The sequence below is a fragment of the Vibrio sp. bablab_jr001 genome (genome assembly GCF_016464285.1).
GTDB classification, from domain to species: Bacteria; Pseudomonadota; Gammaproteobacteria; order Enterobacterales; family Vibrionaceae; genus Vibrio; species Vibrio fluvialis.
Window position 1 is genome coordinate 90483 of record NZ_JACDWZ010000113.1, and the last position, 20607, is coordinate 111089.

Sequence of the window (20607 nt, forward strand, 5' to 3'; positions counted from 1 at the left end):
TTTCTGAAATGTTTTGAATTTCAAAGTGTTTTATTGAATCAATTTCTCACTAAAACGTAACATCAGTGAAAGGTTAACACCCACCCTCAGCAGTGGTACTATACGCGCCGAAAGATTTAGCGGCGCTGTCGGTGTGGTTTTGCAGTGCCAAGTGTCGCTCCAACAAAACGAGATTGGTATGAAACATACAGTTGAAGTAATGATTTCTGAGCAAGAAGTTCAGGAACGTGTCCGCGCACTCGGCCAGCAGATCACTGAGCACTACAATGGCAGTGAAGATTTGGTTCTGGTGGGTCTGCTCCGTGGCTCTTTTGTGTTTATGGCAGACTTGGCTCGTGCAATCAGCCTGACGCATCAGGTCGATTTCATGACGGCATCGAGCTACGGCAACACCATGGAAAGTTCGCGTGACGTGCGCATCCTGAAAGATCTGGATGACGACATCAAAGGCAAAGATGTGCTGTTGGTGGAAGACATCATCGACACGGGTAACACCCTGAGCAAAGTGAAAGAGATTCTGTCACTGCGTGAACCGAAATCGATTCAGATCTGTACCTTGCTGGACAAACCTTCTCGTCGTGAAGTGAACGTAGATGTGAAATGGATCGGTTTTGAGATTCCGGACGAATTCGTGGTGGGTGTGGGTATCGACTACGCACAGAAATACCGCCATCTGCCATTCATCGGTAAAGTGGTTCCACTTTAAACTGGATGACGCAGAGATAAAAAACGCCCACATGATGTGGGCGTTTTTGTTATCGACATAACAGGCTGTGCTGTGGATTCAGAATTTTTTCCATCGCTTTCTTGTAACTACCGTCGACCATTTCGCGAGAGTTACAACGCACGCCCAGATACTCCAGACGACCGTCACCGATACCGTAAACCACACCGTGAATCTCAACGTCCTGGCCACGCTCCCAAGCGTTTTGCAGGATAGTGGAGTTACCCAGATTGTACACTTGTTCTGCCACGTTGATTTCCGCAAGTTTGTCCGAGCGGTCCTCTTCTGGCATTTGCTCCAGATAGCCGCGGTGTTTGAAGTACAAATCACGGATGTGCAGAATCCAGTTATTGATCAGACCCAGTTGCGGGTTATCGATAGACGCCGTCACACCACCACAGCCGTAGTGGCCACACACGATAATGTGTTTCACTTTGAGAACGTCGACCGCGTACTGCACCACAGACAGGCAGTTCAGGTCTGTATGAATCACTTGGTTGGCAACGTTTCGGTGTACGAACAGTTCACCGGAATACAGGCCGGTTAGGCGCTCTGCAGGGACTCGGCTGTCAGAACAACCAATCCACAGAAAGTCAGGATTTTGTCCTTCGGCTAACTTGCTAAAGTACTCAGGTCGTTCTGCTTTAATAGACTCTGACCACTTCGAGTTGTTTTCGAATAGTTGTTTAATCTCTGGCATTTTACTTCCCTTAGTTTATAGCCAAGTACCCTCAAGGTGCCCGGTTCTGTCCGATGACAGAATACGGCGTCTTGAAACCACTTGGGTATGCTTGCCAACTATACACAATGTCATAAATTCATTCTCTGACAAATTGCTTAACAGACTACTCATCTGAGCAGTTAATGGAAGTAAAATTTTTGCAAGATTTTGTTTGTAAAAGTGATAACTGAAACATGGACTGGTTATCACCATGTTGAAAATGGGGGGATTTTTCTCCGATCTATTTGCGTTCAAGGGTTGAAAAGTGACCGCTTAAGCAGCACATCTAGTCTGTTCGAACAGAAAGAGTTTTCACACTGCTATGTATGCATTAGAAATTGATCAGCTGCGCAAAACCTACGCCGGTGGTTTTGAAGCACTGAAAGGCGTCAGCCTGACGGTCAATAAGGGCGACTTTTACGCTCTGCTTGGCCCCAACGGTGCCGGTAAATCGACCACGATTGGTATCATTTCCTCACTGGTCAATAAGACCTCCGGTACAGTCAAAGTGTTTGGTCACAACATTGACACTCACTTAGAGCAAGCGAAACAACATTTAGGCTTAGTGCCACAAGAGTTCAACTTTAACCCGTTTGAGACAGTCGAGCAGATCGTGATGCAGCAGGCGGGATATTACGGCGTTTCGCGCACGCTGGCCAAAGAGCGGGCCGAGAAGTATCTCACCCAACTGGATCTGTGGGAAAAACGCAAAGAGCGCGCGCGTAACCTCTCCGGTGGGATGAAACGCCGCCTGATGATTGCCCGCGCTTTGATGCACGAACCACAACTGCTGATCCTCGATGAGCCGACAGCCGGGGTGGATATCGAGCTGCGCCGCTCAATGTGGGAATTTCTCAAGCAGATCAATTCGCAAGGGATCACTATCATCCTTACCACGCATTATCTGGAAGAAGCGGAGATGCTGTGCCGTCACATCGGTATCATCAATCGCGGAGAGCTGATTGAAAACACCACGATGAAAGGTTTGCTCGGTAAGTTGCATGTCGAAACCTTTATTCTTGATATCGATAATGAAGAGAAGCTGCAGCCGCTCACCGATGTGGTCTCGCAACGTGTGGTCGACGGTTCGCTGGAAATTGAGCTGGAAAAAACGCAGGGCATGAACCACGTCTTTACCCAGCTTTCAGAGCAGGGCGTGAACGTGATGTCGATGCGCAACAAAGCCAACCGTTTGGAAGAGCTGTTTGTCAGAATTGTTCGCCAGCAGAGTCAGGGGTAAGAGCATGTATCATATTTATTGGACCGCTTTTCGCAGTCTGCTGCGCAAAGAGATCAAACGCTTCACGCGCATCTGGGTACAGACCTTAGTACCGCCAGCGATTACCATGAGCTTGTATTTCATCATCTTTGGTAATTTGATTGGTTCCCGTATCGGTCAGATGAACGGCTTCAGCTACATGGAGTACATCGTGCCGGGGCTTATCATGATGTCGGTCATCACCAACTCATACTCGAACGTGGCTTCATCGTTTTTCAGTGCCAAATTCCAGAAGAACATTGAAGAGCTGCTTGTGGCGCCAGTGCCGAACTACGTGATCATTGCCGGTTATGTGATGGGCGGTGTGACACGTGGCCTGTTGGTGGGCGCGATGGTGACGTTTGTGTCGCTGTTCTTTGTGGATCTGAGTGTTGATCACTGGGGCATCATCACGGCGACGGTGTTTCTGACCTCGGTTGTGTTCTCATTGGGTGGTTTGATCAACGCGGTGTACGCGCGTACGTTTGATGATATCTCGATTATTCCGACTTTCGTGTTAACGCCGCTGACTTATCTGGGCGGGGTATTTTATTCCATCAGTCTGCTGCCGGAGTTCTGGCAGGGCGTATCGAAAATCAACCCCATCGTCTACATGGTGAACGCGTTCCGTTACGGCTTCCTGGGTGTCTCGGATGTGGGTATCGTGACGTCATTCAGCGTGCTGGGTGTGTTTGTGGTGGTGCTGTACGCCGTGGCCCATTATCTGGTCAGTAAAGGCAAAGGCTTACGCAGCTGAGCGACAGGTAATAAAAAGGTCAACCGAGGTTGACCTTTTTTACATCCATCAGAAAACTTACTCTTCTTCAGAATCGTCTTTGCCGTCGCTGGAGAGATCCAACACCTGATTATCAATCAGGCGGACTTTTCCTAAGAAAGCAGACATCAGAATCACCGCTTGCTTGCTGTCGGTTGAAATAGGCAGCAGGGTACGCGCGTCGCGAATGAAGATCTCATCCGGTTCTAAATCGGCAGCACGCAACTGATCCACCGCATCTTCGATGATCGAGGTGTAGTCATCACGACCACCGCGAATCGCACTGTTGATCCAGCGCATGGTGCGAGCCAGAACTGGCGCACGTTGGCGCTCATCCAGCGTCAGCAGATTGTTGCGTGAGCTCATCGCCAGACCATCCATTTCACGTACAGTCGGTACGCCGATGATCTCGATGTCCATGCACAGATCTTCAACCATCTGACGAATCACCGCCAATTGCTGATAATCTTTTTCACCGAAGCAGGCAACGTTCGGCTGCACAATGTTGAACAGCTTGGTCACGATTGTGGCAACACCACGGAAGTGGCCCGGACGCGAGGCGCCTTCCAGCATGTGAGACAGGCCCGGAACTTCAACAAACGTCTGTTTGTCGAGACCATACGGGTACATGATTTCCGGTGTTGGTGTGAACACCAGATCCACGCCTTCACCGTTCAGTTTGCTCAGGTCTTCATCCAGTGTACGCGGATAGTTGTTGAGGTCATCGGCGCGGTCAAACTGCATCGGGTTCACGAAGATGCTCACCACGACCACATCGGCCTGTTCACGGGCTTTACGCACCAGTGTCAGGTGACCTTCGTGTAAATTGCCCATGGTCGGTACAAAAGCGACACGGCGGCCATCACGCTTGACCTGTTTGATCTGCTCGCGAAGAGCTGAAACGTCAGCAAAAGTCTGCATGAAATACTCCTTTAGGCAATAGTGTGCGCGTCATCAGGGAACGTACCGTTTGCCACATCTTCCATGTATTTAGCTACGGCTGTACGCATATCACCTGTTTCCGCAAGAAAGTTTTTCGAGAATTTTGGCATGTAGTTCGCCGAAATTCCAAACATGTCGTGCATGACCAGAATCTGGCCATCGGTGCCATTACCTGCGCCGATGCCGATAACCGGTACATCCAGCAACTGAGTAATCCGGTTGGCCAGTGATGCAGGTACGCATTCCAGCAGAACGATCTGAGCGCCTGCGTCTTGCAGTGCCAGCGCGTCTTTTACCATACGATCCGCTTTGTCCTGCTCGCGGCCCTGAACTTTGTAACCACCAAAAATATTAACGGACTGAGGCGTTAACCCCAGGTGTGCACACACAGGGATCGCACGTTCAGTCAGCATTTTTACGGTATCTACCAGCCAGTCACCGCCTTCAATCTTAACCATGTTCGCACCCGCGCGCATGATTTTAGCCGCGTTATCACACGCTTGTTCAGGCGTGGCGTAGCTCATGAACGGCATATCTGCCATCAGCAGCGAATTCGGGCTGCCTGCACGCACACAGCGAGTGTGATAAGCAATCTCGTCGACCGTCACTGGCAGTGTATCGGTCTGGCCTTGCAGAACCATACCCAGTGAGTCGCCCACTAACAGCACCGGCATCTCCTGACTTTCAAAAAGCTGGGCAAAGCTGGCATCGTAAGCGGTCACAGTCGGAAATTTACGACCTTCCTGTTTCCATTTCATCAGGTCGTTAATGGTGATTTTTTTCATTCGTTGTCCTTACTAGGAGTTGGCGTCTGCCAAATACTGAGCCCATTAAGCGGAACGCTTTTCAGCAGTGTCTGCAACTCAGTCCCATCAGGGAGTTGTAAATTTGGTGCGATTTCCGCAAGCGGGTAGAGTACGAATTCACGTACTTTCATTCCGTAGTGGGGAATGATCAGTCGCTCGGAATCCATCACCTCATTGCCGTACAGCACGATATCTAAGTCGAGAGTTCTTGGGCCCCAACGTTCGGCTTTACGGACACGCCCATGTTCCTGTTCAATCGCTTGTGTGCAATCGAGCAGTTCCAGTGGCGTTAAATCGGTTTCAATGGCCACGACCGCATTGATGTAATCCGGTTGATCCTGTGGCCCCATGGGTGTGCTGCTATACAGCGACGAAGCCGCGATAAAACGCGACTTCGGTACAGATTTCAGTGCTTCGATGGCGTGTTTCGCCTGAGTCACCGGGTCGCTGAGGTTACTGCCTACGGCGATAAATGCTGTGATCATGACGAGGTTTTGCTCTTTTTCTTACGCGACGATGGCTTGCGACGACGCGGCGTGGTGGTTTTGGCGCCACCATCTAGATCTAACACCATCGCTTGACGCATATTGCGTCCTGCATTCTGGAAAGTTTCCCACCAGTCTGCCAGCAGCTTGGTTTCACCGTCTTCCACTTCGCCACGCATCTCCAGAAAATCGAAGCCGGCGCGGAACTTGTTCAGCTCCATCAGGCGGAATGCTCGTTTTCCGGTGCGACGCGGCAGACGCAGTTGCAATTGCCAGATTTCGCGAATGGTCGCCGTATGACGGCGCGGAATAGCAATGCTTTTCACCACTTCGTCGAGAATGCGGTTGCTGGCTTCCATCACGGCATCGTATTCGTTGAAGTGCTGGTGTTGCGTCAGCTCATCGGCCAGTTCCATCATCGGATACCACAGCATCGCGGCGAACATAAATGCCGGATTGATGCGTTTTCCTTCTTCCATACGCTGATCGGTTGAGTCCAGCGCCAGATCCAGCATCTGCTCCGTTTTTGATGAATAATCGTCGGTGAAGTGACGGGCAATGGTCGGGAACAACTGTTGGAACAGGTTGTACTCACGCATCAGGTGGTACGTTTCCAGGCCGTAGCCGGATTGCAGCATTTTGAGCGATTCTTCGTACAGACGCGCAGCCGGAATGTCGCGTAGCAGCGGTGCTAAGTGTTCGATAGGCGCAGCGGTCTCTTCTTCGATGTCGAAGTCGAGTTTCACAGCAAAACGAATCGCACGCAGCATGCGCACCGGATCTTCGCGGTAGCGTGTCTCCGGATCGCCAATCAGACGGATCAGCTTATCATCCATGTCTTCCATGCCGCCGGCATAATCGTGAATGCTGTAGTCGGCGATGTTGTAGTACATGGCGTTGATGGTGAAATCACGACGTTCGGCATCTTCATCAATGGTGCCGTAGACGTTATCACGCAGTAGCATGCCGGCTTCAGATTGTGACGCAATCTGTTTGTTGTTTTCTTGGTGGTGACCACGGAAGGTCGCCACTTCAATAATATCGCGGCCGAACATGATGTGAGCCAGACGGAACCGGCGCCCGATCAGGCGGCAGTTACGAAACAGCTGGCGAATCTGCTCAGGTGTGGCATTGGTGGCCACATCGAAATCTTTGGGTTTTCCACCCAGCAGTAAATCACGTACACCGCCGCCGACCAGATACGCCTCGAAGCCCGCCCCATTAAGGCGGTACAACACTTTTAGCGCATTCTCGCTGATATGCTGACGAGACACGTTGTGCTCTTGGCGCGTGATGATATTCAAATCTAGATCTGTATATACGCGATGTTTGCTTGGTTCTAAATCGTTGTTATTCATGTGCATCTGACATTGATTGGTGTTGCCTATTCAAGCGTGTTTCTGCACGTATCGTGGCTTAAATGGGCCGAATTTGCGGCTAATAATAGCTTACACAACGCCATTTGAGAATCGTGGTGTGATCTCGGTCTCTACTGGCAGCTGTGCAATCTGCCAGTTCTGGCATCCCCACGCAATGATTTCCTCAATGCGCGCATCCATAAAATCTTCTGGAATATCAAAGCCTAAAAACGTCATGGCGTGAATTAACGTTGGCTTCGGATCGTCCGGATTAATGGCGGTGGCGTGATTCTGTTTTGAGAGTTTATTCCCGTTGCCATCCATCGCCAAAGGCAAATGTAAGTAGCTGACCGGGTTTTGTTTTAAAGTGTGATACAAACTGATTTGTCTTCCGGTTGGCTCAATTAAATCCGCACCTCGTACTACTTCGGTCACGCCTTGGTCGATGTCATCAAGTACCACCGCCAGATTGTAGGCAAACAGGCCATCGCGGCGTTTGATGATGAAGTCTTCTTCCGCCAGTGCTGAAGGTATAGTGATTTCCCCGTGTTTCAAATCAATGAAGGAATACACCGGGTTATCCATGCGCAGACGAATGGCGCAGTCTGGGCTGAAAGGCAACTGTTTATCACGGCATGTGCCGGGATAAAAACCGCCAGCGGCTTTGATTTGTTTACGGGTACATTGGCAATAGTAGGCTTGCCCCGAGCTCAACCAGGCGTTAATCTGCCGTTGATATAAGCCGTGACGCTGGCTTTGATAGACCACCTCACCGTCCCAGTGCAGGCCATAGGCATCGAGTGCCTGTAAAATCCAGTCAGCGGCGCCGGGCATTTCCCGTGGCGGGTCCAAATCTTCGACACGAACCAACCATTGCCCTTTTTGAGACTTAGCCTGAAAGTAGCTGCCGAGTGCGGCAATCAATGAACCGAAGTGAAGGGGACCGGAAGGGGATGGGGCGAAACGACCAATGTAACTCATAGTAATGCGATTTGTGACCAATGACTCTCAAGTGTAACTCGCAGACAAAACAAAAAGGGAGCTTTTTGCTCCCTTTTTCTCATCTGAAGGGTATTTAGCCCATCATCTGTTTTTCTTTGATTTCTGCAAGTGTTTTACAGTCGATACACAGGTCGGCTGTAGGACGAGCTTCCAGACGACGGATGCCGATTTCAACGCCACAAGATTCACAGAATCCAAAATCATCTTCCTTGATTTTGTCTAGTGTCTTTTCAATCTTCTTGATCAAACGGCGCTCGCGGTCGCGGTTACGCAGTTCCAGGCTGAACTCTTCTTCCTGAGAAGCGCGGTCAACAGGATCAGGGAAGTTGGCTGCTTCGTCCTGCATGTGGTGCACGGTACGGTCAACTTCTTCTCTGAGCTGGTTACGCCAGGCTTCTAAAATCTTTGTAAAATGAGCGATCTGATCAGGTGACATGTACTCTTCACCTGGTTTTTCCTGATACGGCTCAACACCTGCAATGGCTAGGATGCCTAGCGTTTTCTTTTTGGATTCTTCTGGCATACAGCATCTCCTACTAACACCTAGTCAACTGCGAGAGCAGTCAATTTAAGGCGGGTATCTATAGCAAAAAGAAGTTGGAGAGGCAAACACTCAATTATAAAGTTATCGTCAATGTGAAGGCTTCATCAATTTTTTGCAGGTTGATGAGCAAATTCTATTGAGGACACTAATCGAATGCTGCAGTCAGAAAGTTCTGCTTTGTAGCACAGTACTTCCACTCCGGCTTCTTGAGCCATCTTTAACAATTGTGAATAGTTCGCGTCTATATGGTGAGCAGGGGCGACTTTTTCAATCCCTGAATGCAAAACAGCAAATAAAAGTACTGCTCTGCTTCCATTTTTTGCCATTTCTGCCAGCTCACGTAAATGCTTCTGTCCCCGAGTTGTGACCGCATCGGGAAAGTAGCCCTGACCAACTATCTGATTTTCCTCGCCCGTGGCTAAGTTCCGTTCATCCAAAAGAGTGACGCTTTTCACTTCTATATAACAGTTTGGACCGGATTCTGAGTTGAGCAAGATATCAATGCGGCTATTTTCATTGCCGTATTTCACTTCAGTGCGCAGTTGGTCATAACCTTGCAACTCGACAATGGTGCCATCTTGGATGGCTTCGACGGCCAACTGGTTCGCCCGCGCGGTATTAATGCAGATACGATGGCCGCGCGCCGTCTCGGTCAGTTCCCAGCTGTGGGCGTATTTGCGCTTCGGGTTGTCTGAGGTGGAATACCACACGGTGCTGCCCGGTTCGGCGCAGCCCGTCATCGCGCCGGTGTTGGCACAGTGCATGGTGATGGTCTCGCCGCTTGGCAGAGTGACATCGGCCAAAAAACGTTTGTAGCGCTGAATCAGCGTCGCGGATTGAAGGGGAGGGGAAAACTGCATAAATGACTCGTTTCGCTTTGATTACTGTTTTTATGTACAATACCGGCGCCATTTAAACACAAGGATATTGTCTTGTCACAATTGCCCATCGAAGCTGTGATTCCCGAGCTGCTTGCCGGTGTTCAGCGTTTCCCTCAGGTGATCCTCAAAGCCGCTCCCGGTGCCGGTAAGTCGACTCACTTTCCGCTGGCTCTGCTCAACGCCAATCTGGTGACGGGTAAAATCGTCATGCTGGAACCGCGTCGTCTGGCGGCGCGTAATATTGCCCGATATCTGGCGCAGCAACTTGGTGAAAGCGTTGGTGAAACGGTCGGTTATCGCGTGCGCGGCGAAACGCGCGTCAGCGCGAGCACTCGGCTGGAGATTGTGACCGAAGGGATCATGACCCGCATGATTCAAAGCGATCCGGAGCTCGACGGTATCGATGTGCTGATTTTTGATGAATTCCATGAGCGCAGCATTCACGCTGATACCGCGCTGGCGTTCAGCCTGGAAGTGCAGTCGGCGCTGCGGGATGACCTCAAAATCATCGTCATGTCGGCGACCTTAGACCATGAGGCGTTGCAGGTTTTACTGCCGATGGCGACTTACGTGGAATCTCACGGCCGCAGCTATCCGGTGGCCACACGTTATCAGGCGCTGAAGCCGGGTGAGCCGCTGGTGGCGAGCATGGAAAAGCAGATTCGTCAGCTACTCGCACAGGAAAATGGTTCACTGCTGGCTTTTTTACCGGGCGCGGCCAGCATTACTCAGTTGACTCAGGCTTTAGGCGATGTAGCGGACGATATCGATGTGTGTCCTCTGTTTGGGCAACTGAGTTTTGCTGAGCAGCAGAAAGCCATTGCGCCAACGCCAAACGGGCGACGCAAAGTCGTGCTGGCGACCAACATTGCTGAAACTTCGTTAACCATTGAAGGCATTCGCATCGTGCTCGACAGTGGGTTAGAGCGCCGTGCGCGGTTTGATTTAAAAACCGGCATTACGCGCTTGGAACAGGTGCGGATTGCCCAATCATCGGCCGAGCAGCGCGCTGGCCGTGCCGGCCGTCTTGAGCCGGGCGTGTGTGTGCGTCTGTACAGCGAAGCGCAGCTCAAGCAGCAACCGATGGTACCGGTCGCTGAAATAATGCAGAGTGATTTGGCACCGCTGGCGCTGGAGCTGGCGCAGTGGGGCGCGCAAGAAGCAACGGATTTACCGTGGCTGGATTTGCCTCCCGCCGCCGCGATGGCTCAGGCACGTAGTTTGTTGTGTACGCTGGGGCTGATGGATGAGCGTCAGCAACTGACCGTGCAAGGTAAAGCGGCACACGAGCTGGGAGTGGAACCACGCATCGCAGCGATGCTGCTGGCAGCGCAGGCGCAAAGCCCTGCACACATGCAGAGTGCGCTGGCGCTGGCTGCTCTTCTGGAAGAGCCTGAACGTCAGGTGCTGGATGTGCAGCACAGTTTGCATCGCTGGCAGCAGGGCAAACACAATAAAGCGCGCACGATGAATCAACGTGCCACGGCGCTGGCACATAAACTGGATGACAGTTTCGACCTGCGCCGTGTCGACACGACTCTGCTTTCGGTCGTTGCGTGTCTGGCATTTCCCGATCGTATTGCTCAGCAACGCGGGCAGCATGGTCAGTTTTTACTGGCCAATGGCCATGGTGCGTTTGTTGCGGATGATCAGCCGCTGGCAGTCAGTGATTATCTGATTGCGCTCGACCTGATGCGGGGTCATCAGCAATCGAGCCAGGTTTTTTCCGCTCTTGAGCTGGATATCGGGCAGCTGGAACAGCAGTGTCCTCAGTTATTTAACGAGCTGGAACGCGTCGACTGGGATGACAAAGCGGGCCGTCTGGTGGCGGAAATGCAGCTTCGTTGCGGGCAACTGGTGATTCGGCGTCAAGCCCTGCCTGCGCCAAATAAACAAAAAATGACGCAAGCTTTGCTCAATTATGTCGAGCGTAAAGGGCTTTCGGTATTAAATTGGACCGAAGCCAGTCTGGACTGGCTGACGCGCGTGCGTTGTGCAGCCGAGTGGCTGCCGGAGGAAAACTGGCCTGACATGGATGACGACGCGCTGCGAAGCCATCTGTCTGAGTGGCTGGAGCCTTATTTAGCCGGCATCAGCTCCGTGAAAGAATTAAATAAAGTACCGTTGATGGACGCCCTTAATACGCGTTTAGGCTGGCCTTTGAGTCAGCAACTGGATGAGTGGCTGCCAACCCATCACGCGTTGCCAACCGGTACTTGCAAGAAAATCCGTTACCAGCTTGGCATGGAACCTGTGCTGTCGGTGCGGATGCAGGAAGTGTTCGGTGAAAAGAGCACACCGTTGATTGCTAAAGGCACCAAGGCAATAGTCATGGAGCTGCTTTCACCGGCCCAGCGTCCGCTGCAGGTCACCCGCGACTTGGCGGGCTTCTGGAGCGGTGCGTATAAAGAAGTACAGAAAGAGATGAAAGGACGTTACCCGAAACATGTGTGGCCGGATGATCCCGCCAATCACAGTGCGACGACCAAAACCAAGCGACAACTGAATTCATGACCAAGAAAAGCGAATCCTCAAAGAAAACCACGCCGGCAAAGAAATCGGTGCCGCGTAAATCTTCCTCCTCCAAACCGAACGGTTCCCGTTCGTGGCTGAAACGTCTGTGGAGTCTGGGCTGGAAAGTCGGTTTGGCGCTGGCTGCCGTGCTGATTTTTACCGGCATTTATCTCGACAGCATGATCAAGCAGCGTTTTGAAGGACAGCTGTTTGAACTGCCGACGGTGGTGTACGCGCGTATTCTGACACTGGAGCCCGGCAGCGACATCAGCATTAAACAGATGCGCAATGAGCTGGACGTGCTCAACTACCGTAAAGTGAGCCAGCCGCGCTATGCGGGTGAGTATTCGGCGTCGTCGACCCGCATTGAACTGATCCGTCGCCCGTTTGAATTTGCCGATGGTCCGGAGCCGGATCGCCATGTCATGCTGATTTTTGATGACAATGGACTGAATCGCATTCAGTCGCTGGAGAAACGTGGCGATCTCGGTTATCTGCGTATTGAGCCGAAAATGCTGGGTATGCTGGAGAAAGATACTCAGGAGCAGCGCCTGTTCCTGCGCCGCGAGCAGTTCCCGGAAGTGATGATTGATGCGCTGTTGACCACTGAAGATCGTAACTTCTACCAGCATGATGGCGTGTCGCCGATGGCGATTGCCCGTGCAATGGTCGCGAACCTCAAAGCAGGCCGTACCGTGCAGGGGGGCAGTACGCTGACTCAGCAGTTGGCGAAAAACATTTTCCTTTCCAGCGATCGGACCTTGTGGCGTAAATTACGTGAAGCCTACATGGCGCTGATCATTGATTACCGTTACAGCAAAGATCGCATTCTGGAAGCGTACCTGAACGAAGTGTATCTGGGCCAGAATGGCAAAGAAGCGGTGCACGGTTTTGGCCTAGCGTCGCGCCTCTATTTTGGTCAGCCGTTGCAGGAGCTGCGCATCGACCAGTTGGCGCTGCTGGTGGGCATGGTGAAAGGGCCGTCTTATTACAATCCGATGCGCTATCCGGAGCGTGCTAAAGAGCGTCGCGACTTAGTGCTCAAGCTGATGATGGATCAGGATATTCTGACAGCCAAGCAGTATGAGCAGGCGGTGACCCGTCCGCTGGATGTGCAGAAACAGGCCCGCATTGCCAGCCGTCAGCCAGCTTATTTCCAGCAGTTATCGATTGAACTGAAACAAAAACTCGGCGATGCGTTTAAGTCCGATACCGGGCTGCGAGTATTTACGTCACTCGATCCGGTGTCGCAGGCCAAGCTGGAAGAAGCGGTGGAAAATCAGGTGCCGATTCTGGCACGTACCGCGGGTAAAGATCTTGAAGCAGCGGCCATAGCCGTTGATCGCCACAGTGGTGAGATTCGCGCCATGGTGGGCGGTAAACGCACGGGCTATGACGGATTTAACCGCGCGCTTAATGCCAGCCGTCCGATTGGTTCACTGGTGAAACCCGCTGTGTATCTGACGGCGCTGGCGCAGCCGGAGAAATACAATCTGGCGACGACCTTGATGGACAAGCCAATCACACTGCAAGGCAGTGAAGGCAATGTGTGGACGCCGCGCAACTTTGACCGTCAGTTCCGCGGTGAAGTGCCGCTCTACCTGGCGCTGGCCAAATCGCTCAACGTACCGACGGTGCAACTGGGCATGCAGTTGGGGATTGAAAACGTCACCAAAACGCTGGAAAAACTGGGTGTGAGCCGCGACGAAATTCGTCCGGTGCCGTCGATGTTCCTTGGTTCGTTTTCGCTGACTCCGTATCAGGTCGCGCAGATGTTCCAGACGGTCACCAACTCGGGCAAAAAAGCGCCGCTTTCCGCGCTGCGTTCGGTACTCGATCTGGATGGTAATGTGCTGTACGAATCGATTCCTAAAGTATCCCAGGCGGTTGATCAGCAAGCGGCCTGGTTGACGACGTATGCGATGAAGCGTGGTGTGCTGGAAGGCACGGGACGTTACCTGAACAGCCAGTTTGGCTGGGCAGCGCTGGCGGGGAAAACCGGCACCAGCAGTGACAGTCGCGACAGCTGGTTTGTTGGTGTCGATGGGCGGGAAGTCACCACTATCTGGCTGGGACGAGATGACAATCAGCCAACTAAACTGACCGGCTCGAGTGGTGCGCTGCGCGTGTACGCCGATTACCTGCGTTATCGCATTCCTGAGAAACTGGTGTTACCGTGGCCGCAAGGGATCAGCACGGTCGGTTTTTCTCAGTCCCGCTCAGGCGGACTTGAACTAGACTGTAACAACGATTTCAAACTGCCCGTCTGGGATGCCTCCGGCAGTTGGAAAAAACAGTGTGAGAATCGTCCCACCGAGTGGTTGAAAAAACTCTTTCAGTGGTGATTAAGCCCGTTTATAGTGGCTTGATTTTCAACTAAATGGATAACAAGGAATTGAGGACGACCGTGACCCGTTGGCTGCTCAGTATAGTGTGTTTACCGGCTTTGATTTGGCCTGCGTTGAGTCTGGCGCAAGCGCCGTCACAAACGGCTGAACTCGGACATTCACGCCCGAAAATTGCGTTGGTACTGGCTGGCGGTGGTGCGAAAGGCGCCGCTCACATGGGCGTCCTTAAGGCCTTAGAAGACATGCATGTGCCGGTGGATATTGTCATCGGTACCAGCATGGGCGCGTACGTCGCAGGTCTCTATTCGACCGGGATGAGTGCGGAAGAGATCGAAAGTTTTATTTACAGCGTCGACTGGAATACCGGTTATCGTGACCGCGTGAACCGCAGCCAGCGCCGAGTGCGTGATAAAGAGTATGAAGACCGCTACCAACTGACCACCGATTTAGGCGTGCGTCTTGATGGGGTGCACGCGCCGCGTGGTGTGGTGCAGGGGCAGAACATGCTGCGCATTCTGCGCGAAACTTCCGGTAACCTGATGCCGTTCAGCTCCTTTGATGATCTGGTCGTGCCGTATCGCGCAGTCGCTACCGACATCATCAAACTGGAACCTGTAGTGATTGATAAAGGCTATCTGGTCGATGCCATGATGGCGAGTATGTCGGTGCCGGGTGCTTTACCTCCGTATGAAATTGATGGTCGCTGGCTGGTGGATGGCGGCGTGACCAACAATATGCCTGTTGACGTGGCTCGTCAGATGGGAGCCGATGTCGTCATCGCGGTTGATATCAGTACCGATTATAAAAGTCAGGAAGCCTTTACGAACTTTCTGACGGTCGCGGATCAACTGTCCAATTATCTGGTCCGTCGCAGTACCGAACTTCAGGCTGAAACGCTGACTGACGATGATGTACTGCTGCGTCCTCAGGTCGGCCTGATGGAAACCACCGAATTCGATAAGATGCCAGATGCCTTTGCCAAAGGGTACGAGGCAGCGATGGATAATCAAGTGAAGCTGGAAAAGCTAGCGGTAAGCAGCGCTGAGTATCAGCAGTATGTCGATCGCAAACAAGATCTGCGCCGCCAGCTCAAGCATGGCGATGACATCACCATCGACAACGTCATCATCCAGAATAACTCCCATTACAGCGATGTGCTGTTGCAAAACCGACTCAATCTCGATGCGGGCGAAAAACTGAGCACGGAAGAGATCGAATCGAGCATTCAGGATTTGTATGCCCTCGATCGTTTCAGACTCGTTCGTTATCAGTATGAAGAGAAAGAGGGTGAGAACAACTTAGTCGTTGATGTGGATGAGAAATCATGGGGACCGAATTATCTTAACTTCCGCTTCTTCCTTGAAGATGATTTTAATACCGATAGCCAGTACTCCATTGGCGCATCATTCAATTTTACCGACATCAACTCCCACGGTGCGGAGCTGGCAACCAACTTCAATATTGGTACCGATAAATTGGCCGAAGTGGAGCTCTATTCGCCGGTAATGTCGGGACAGAAAACCTTCTATACCGCTTCATTGCGTTTTACTGATGATAACCGCAACGTGCCAGTTACCGGATTTGATGACACCTCGCTGGCGGCCAGCCGCAATTACTTGCCGGTCACGTACAAAACCTGGCGGGCTGAGCTTGCGCTTGGTTATCAGGAAACGTTGTGGCGAGAGTTTAAAATTGGCGGGCGCTATTCGGATGGCTCTGCCAACTACTCCACGTTACCTGATTACGCGGACATGAACTTTACCCGTCAGGGCATCTTCTTCAACTATCGTATCGATTCGCTGGATGATTTCAGCATGCCAAGAGAGGGGGTGTACCTCGATCTCGAGTATCTGGTGTCGCATGATGATGTTGACCTGACCGAAAGCGGCGTGGCGGAAAATTCATCGGATACGGTGTATGAGTTGTCAGCGAAATTCATCGCCGCACACAGCTTCAATCGTCATACTTTAGTCGGCAATATTGATTACGGTGTGGTGAAGAGTAAAAATTCAATTCAACCTATCGATCCTAAAACGATTGGCGGATTTCTCAATCTGTCGGGGATTTCCCGCAACAGTCTGATTGGCCAAAACAAAGCGTATGCCAATATGATTTATCGCTATCGTTGGTTCGACAATGATTTCGGCCTGTTCACATCGCCCGTCTATCTTGGGGCATCCATCGAGTATGGTGGAGTATGGTCCGATCCAGACCTATCTATTGATACCGCACCACTGTATGCCGCGGGATCGATATTTGCCGGCGTGGACTCCCCAATTGGTCCCATAATGTTCGGTTACGGACGCACAGAGCAGAATTTTGATTCGATTTATCTGATCATCGGTACCACGTTCAACTAGCGCAAGATTCGAGATTTGAAAAGTTAATTCCTATAACTTTCGTCTTAAGTTGCTATGTTGGTCAAAATGATGAGATTTTAATTTATCGTTAATTTTGCTATCCTGACGCCCACAGTTTGGCCTCTAGGGCGCTGTTTCTCAGTCAAATTTGAATGAAAACATGGGCAACGGAGAGCCAAGTTTCCAAGGATGTTCACTCACATTTTTATAATAATTGGGTGAACCGCAATGAGAGGAAAAAGTCGTGCTTGAAGCCTACCGTAAACACGTCGAAGAGCGTGCTGCTGAAGGAGTTGTACCTAAACCCCTAGACGCTGAGCAAGTCGCTGGACTTGTTGAGCTACTCAAAAATCCCCCTCAAGGAGAAGAAGAATTCATTCTCGATCTGCTTGAGAACCGTATTCCTCCGGGCGTTGATGAAGCTGCCTACGTCAAAGCTGGTTTTCTGACTGCAATCACCAAAGGTGAAGTGACATCTCCACTGGTTAGCCGTGAAAAAGCGGCCACTCTGCTGGGTACCATGCAAGGTGGTTACAACATCGAACCACTAGTTTCTCTGCTGGATGACGCAGATTTGGCACCAATCGCTGCGACCGCTCTGTCTCACACACTGCTGATGTTCGATGCGTTCTACGATGTCGAAGAAAAAGCAAAAGCGGGTAACGCACTGGCGAAACAAGTTCTGGAATCTTGGGCTGAAGCCGAATGGTTCCTGTCAAAACCTGCTCTGGCTGAAAAAATCACTCTGACCGTATTCAAAGTAACTGGTGAAACCAACACGGACGATTTGTCACCAGCTCCGGATGCATGGTCGCGCCCTGATATTCCTGTGCATGCTCTGGCAATGCTGAAAAATGAACGTGATGGCATCGTGCCGGACGCACCAGGAAAAATTGGTCCAATCAACCAAATTGAAGCACTGAAAGAAAAAGGTCACCAACTGGTTTACGTCGGTGACGTTGTCGGTACGGGTTCTTCGCGTAAGTCGGCGACCAACTCAGTACTGTGGTTCATGGGCGATGACATTCCAAACGTACCGAACAAACGCGCTGGCGGTTATGTACTGGGCGGTAAGATTGCACCGATCTTCTTCAACACCATGGAAGATGCGGGCGCACTGCCAATCGAAGTGGACGTTTCAAAACTGAACATGGGGGATGTGATTGACGTTTACCCATACGAAGGCAAAGTGTGCAACCACGAAACGGGCGAAGTACTGGCGACATTCAAGTTGAAAACCGACGTGCTGATCGACGAAGTCCGCGCGGGTGGCCGTATTCCTCTGATCGTTGGCCGTGGTCTGACTGACAAAGCGCGTCAAGCGCTGGGTCTGGAAGCATCAACCGTGTTCCGTCGCCCTGTTCCTGTGGCAGACAGCGGCAAAGGCTTTACTCTGGCACAGAAAATGGTCGGTAAAGCGTGTGGCGTAGAAGGTATTCGCCCAGGGACTTACTGTGAGCCGAAGATGACCACGGTGGGTTCTCAGGACACTACCGGTCCAATGACTCGTGACGAACTGAAAGATTTGGCGTGTCTTGGCTTCTCTGCGGATCTGGTGATGCAGTCTTTCTGCCACACCTCTGCGTATCCAAAACCCGTTGACGTGCAAACGCACCACACGCTACCGGATTTCATCATGAACCGCGGCGGTGTGTCACTGCGCCCGGGCGACGGTGTTATTCACTCATGGTTAAACCGTATGCTGCTGCCGGATACTGTCGGTACCGGTGGTGACTCGCATACGCGTTTCCCTCTGGGGATTTCATTCCCGGCAGGTTCTGGTCTGGTAGCCTTCGCAGCAGCAACTGGCGTCATGCCTCTCGATATGCCTGAGTCAATTCTGGTGCGTTTCAAAGGTGAAATGCAGCCGGGTATCACGCTGCGTGACTTGGTTCATGCGATTCCTTACTACGGCATCAAACAAGGTCTGCTGACGGTTGAGAAAGCCGGTAAGATTAACGAATTCTCTGGCCGCGTGCTGGAAATCGAAGGTGTTGAACACCTGACGGTTGAACAGGCATTCGAACTGTCTGACGCCTCTGCTGAGCGTTCAGCAGCAGGTTGTACCGTCAAACTGTCGCAAGAGTCTATCGCGGAATACCTGAACTCGAACATCACCATGCTGAAGTGGATGATCGCAGAAGGTTACGGTGACCGTCGTACCATCGAACGTCGTATTAAAGCGATGGAAGAGTGGGTGGCTGCTCCAGAACTGATGGAAGCAGACAAAGACGCAGAATACGCGCACGTGATTGAAATCGATCTGGCGGACATCAAAGAACCGATTCTTTGTGCGCCAAACGATCCGGATGACGCGCGTCCGCTGTCTGAAGTACAAGGAACAGCGATTGATGAAGTGTTCATCGGTTCTTGTATGACTAACATCGGCCACTTCCGTGCGGCAGGTAAACTGCTGGATAAATTCAACGGTCAACTGGAAACGCGTCTGTGGGTGGCACCGCCAACCAAGATGGACCGCGATCAGCTGACTGAAGAAGGTTACTACGGCATCTTTGGCCGTGCTGGGGTTCGTATCGAAACTCCGGGATGTTCACTGTGTATGGGTAACCAGGCTCGCGTAGCGGACAAAGCAACCGTGATGTCAACTTCGACGCGTAACTTCCCGAACCGTCTGGGTACGGGGGCGAATGTATACCTGGCTTCAGCGGAGCTGTCGGCGGTAGGCGCTATTCTGGGTCGCATTCCAACTCTGCAAGAGTATCTGGAATACGCGAAACAGATCGACGCAACCGCAGCCGATACTTACCGTTACCTGAACTTCCACCGCATGAGTGACTACACCAAGAAAGCGGATACGGTGATTTTCCAGGAACCGGCATAATCGTTGATTAACCCAAAGATTCAAGGTCGCTGCTTGCAGCGGCCTTTCTTTTTGCGTCTTATTCAGGCTCGTCATTCGGTTTCGCTGGCGCTATACTCGCGCCAACTTAATCAACCGGTCATCGTCGATGGAATTTGAATTCACCAAAAATACCCTGCTGGGGGAGTATTACGTTACCTGCAGCATGGAGCATCAAATTGTGGCCCGCTGGTTACAGGAAGAGGTGGCGCAGGATCGCACAAAAATCGAGCAAGTGTTGGCGCTGCTGGAGAAAGCGCACCAGTTTCCTGCACAAGAGTGGCAATTCGCTGGTCGTGAAATCTCAGTGATGATTTGTGGTGACGAAGTGACGGTGCAAGACAATGCGCTGAACTATGGTCATGATGTTGAGTTTGAAAGTGAATTTGAACTTTATGAAAGCGAGAGTGTGGCGCAGTGTGGTTTGGAGGATTTCGAGTCGTTGTTGATCCAATGGCAGGATTTCCTCGCCGGATACTGAGTTTGTCTCATCAACAGGCTGCACTCATGTGGTGAAGAAAGCCAGAGTCGCATTATTTTTGGGAAAGGGTTGCACAAAAAATGTGCAACCCTTTTGTGTTTTTGAATTGAAATCTCACTATTTTATTGTTTATCAATGAGTTAAAAAGTTGGCACGTACCTTGGATTAATAGAACTGTAAATGGACTACAGCTTCAGAGAGGACGCGATGAAACTCATTAACGCAATCATCAAACCATTCAAACTTGACGATGTTCGTGAAGCTTTGGCCGATGTGGGCATCGAAGGGATGACCGTATCAGAAGTCAAAGGCTTTGGCCGTCAGAAAGGTCATACCGAACTTTACCGTGGCGCGGAATACCAGGTGGATTTTCTGCCGAAGGTAAAAATCGAAATTGCCACACAAGCGGATAACGTTGATCGCGTTCTGGAAGCGATCATCAAAGCCGCACATACCGGCAAAATCGGTGATGGCAAAATTTTTGTTTATGACTTGAGCCACGCTGTTCGAATTCGCACCGGCGAAATGGACGCGGAAGCACTTTAAGA

17 protein-coding genes are annotated in these 20607 nt (G+C 51.4%); 9 read left to right on the forward strand and 8 right to left on the reverse strand.

Annotated elements, in window-relative coordinates; translation table 11 throughout:
* The first annotated feature begins 178 nt into the window (after window positions 1-178).
* On the forward strand, window positions 179-706 hold the full coding sequence (hpt, locus tag JIG40_RS22080; protein WP_020331991.1) for a hypoxanthine phosphoribosyltransferase: 528 nt from the start codon (window positions 179-181) through the stop codon (window positions 704-706).
* Window positions 707-755: 49 nt separating this feature from the next.
* Here the strand turns inward: hpt and can are convergent, their stop codons facing one another.
* Window positions 756-1424 (reverse strand): carbonate dehydratase, encoded by a 669-nt coding sequence (gene can / locus JIG40_RS22085; protein WP_020331992.1) that lies wholly within the window; start codon window positions 1422-1424, stop codon window positions 756-758.
* A gap of 343 nt (window positions 1425-1767) precedes the next feature.
* Here can and JIG40_RS22090 point away from each other — a divergent pair, with 343 nt between their 5' ends.
* Window positions 1768-2685: an ABC transporter ATP-binding protein gene (locus JIG40_RS22090; protein ID WP_199466099.1), complete on the forward strand. Its 918-nt coding sequence runs from the start codon at window positions 1768-1770 to the stop codon at window positions 2683-2685.
* A 4-nt stretch (window positions 2686-2689) separates the two neighbouring features.
* Entirely contained in the window at window positions 2690-3460 is a 771-nt protein-coding gene (locus JIG40_RS22095) for an ABC transporter permease (RefSeq protein WP_020331995.1), read from the forward strand.
* Between the two features lie 57 nt (window positions 3461-3517).
* Here the strand turns inward: JIG40_RS22095 and panC are convergent, their stop codons facing one another.
* The 7 genes from panC to sfsA form a co-directional block, all read right to left on the reverse strand.
* Window positions 3518-4399, reverse strand: coding sequence for a pantoate--beta-alanine ligase (gene panC / locus JIG40_RS22100; RefSeq protein ID WP_032082019.1), 882 nt, complete (start codon window positions 4397-4399; stop codon window positions 3518-3520).
* Window positions 4400-4410: 11 nt separating this feature from the next.
* Window positions 4411-5205 (reverse strand): 3-methyl-2-oxobutanoate hydroxymethyltransferase, encoded by a 795-nt coding sequence (gene panB, locus JIG40_RS22105; RefSeq protein WP_199466100.1) that lies wholly within the window; start codon window positions 5203-5205, stop codon window positions 4411-4413.
* The gene (gene folK / locus JIG40_RS22110; protein ID WP_020332000.1) at window positions 5202-5711 is read right to left on the reverse strand and encodes a 2-amino-4-hydroxy-6-hydroxymethyldihydropteridine diphosphokinase; all 510 of its coding nucleotides are present in this window, start codon (window positions 5709-5711) and stop codon (window positions 5202-5204) included. Before folK ends, panB begins: the two co-directional genes overlap by 4 nt.
* Complete coding sequence (gene pcnB / locus JIG40_RS22115; protein WP_100268295.1) at window positions 5708-7069, reverse strand: polynucleotide adenylyltransferase PcnB; 1362 nt, start codon at window positions 7067-7069, stop codon at window positions 5708-5710. The genes folK and pcnB overlap by 4 nt, the downstream gene beginning before the upstream one ends.
* A gap of 90 nt (window positions 7070-7159) precedes the next feature.
* The gene (gene gluQRS / locus JIG40_RS22120) at window positions 7160-8050 is read right to left on the reverse strand and encodes a tRNA glutamyl-Q(34) synthetase GluQRS (RefSeq protein ID WP_199466101.1); all 891 of its coding nucleotides are present in this window, start codon (window positions 8048-8050) and stop codon (window positions 7160-7162) included.
* Window positions 8051-8144: 94 nt separating this feature from the next.
* Window positions 8145-8594 (reverse strand): RNA polymerase-binding protein DksA, encoded by a 450-nt coding sequence (dksA, locus tag JIG40_RS22125; protein WP_020332003.1) that lies wholly within the window; start codon window positions 8592-8594, stop codon window positions 8145-8147.
* Window positions 8595-8719: 125 nt separating this feature from the next.
* Window positions 8720-9475 (reverse strand): DNA/RNA nuclease SfsA, encoded by a 756-nt coding sequence (gene sfsA / locus JIG40_RS22130; RefSeq protein WP_020332004.1) that lies wholly within the window; start codon window positions 9473-9475, stop codon window positions 8720-8722.
* 72 nt (window positions 9476-9547) lie between these two features.
* Between sfsA and hrpB the strand changes: the two genes are divergently transcribed.
* The 6 genes from hrpB (at window position 9548) to JIG40_RS22160 (ending at window position 20605) form a co-directional block, all read left to right on the forward strand.
* A complete protein-coding gene (gene hrpB / locus JIG40_RS22135; protein ID WP_199466102.1) occupies window positions 9548-12010 on the forward strand; it encodes an ATP-dependent helicase HrpB in 2463 nt (820 codons plus the stop codon).
* On the forward strand, window positions 12007-14355 hold the full coding sequence (mrcB, locus tag JIG40_RS22140; protein WP_172570513.1) for a penicillin-binding protein 1B: 2349 nt from the start codon (window positions 12007-12009) through the stop codon (window positions 14353-14355). The genes hrpB and mrcB overlap by 4 nt, the downstream gene beginning before the upstream one ends.
* Window positions 14356-14417: 62 nt before the next feature.
* Window positions 14418-16718 (forward strand): patatin-like phospholipase family protein, encoded by a 2301-nt coding sequence (locus tag JIG40_RS22145; RefSeq protein WP_199466103.1) that lies wholly within the window; start codon window positions 14418-14420, stop codon window positions 16716-16718.
* Between the two features lie 244 nt (window positions 16719-16962).
* Window positions 16963-19560, forward strand: coding sequence for a bifunctional aconitate hydratase 2/2-methylisocitrate dehydratase (gene acnB, locus JIG40_RS22150; protein ID WP_020430475.1), 2598 nt, complete (start codon window positions 16963-16965; stop codon window positions 19558-19560).
* A 127-nt stretch (window positions 19561-19687) separates the two neighbouring features.
* Window positions 19688-20059, forward strand: coding sequence for a YacL family protein (locus JIG40_RS22155; protein WP_024374324.1), 372 nt, complete (start codon window positions 19688-19690; stop codon window positions 20057-20059).
* A gap of 207 nt (window positions 20060-20266) precedes the next feature.
* Window positions 20267-20605, forward strand: coding sequence for a P-II family nitrogen regulator (locus tag JIG40_RS22160; protein WP_004729026.1), 339 nt, complete (start codon window positions 20267-20269; stop codon window positions 20603-20605).
* Window positions 20606-20607 lie beyond the last annotated feature (2 nt).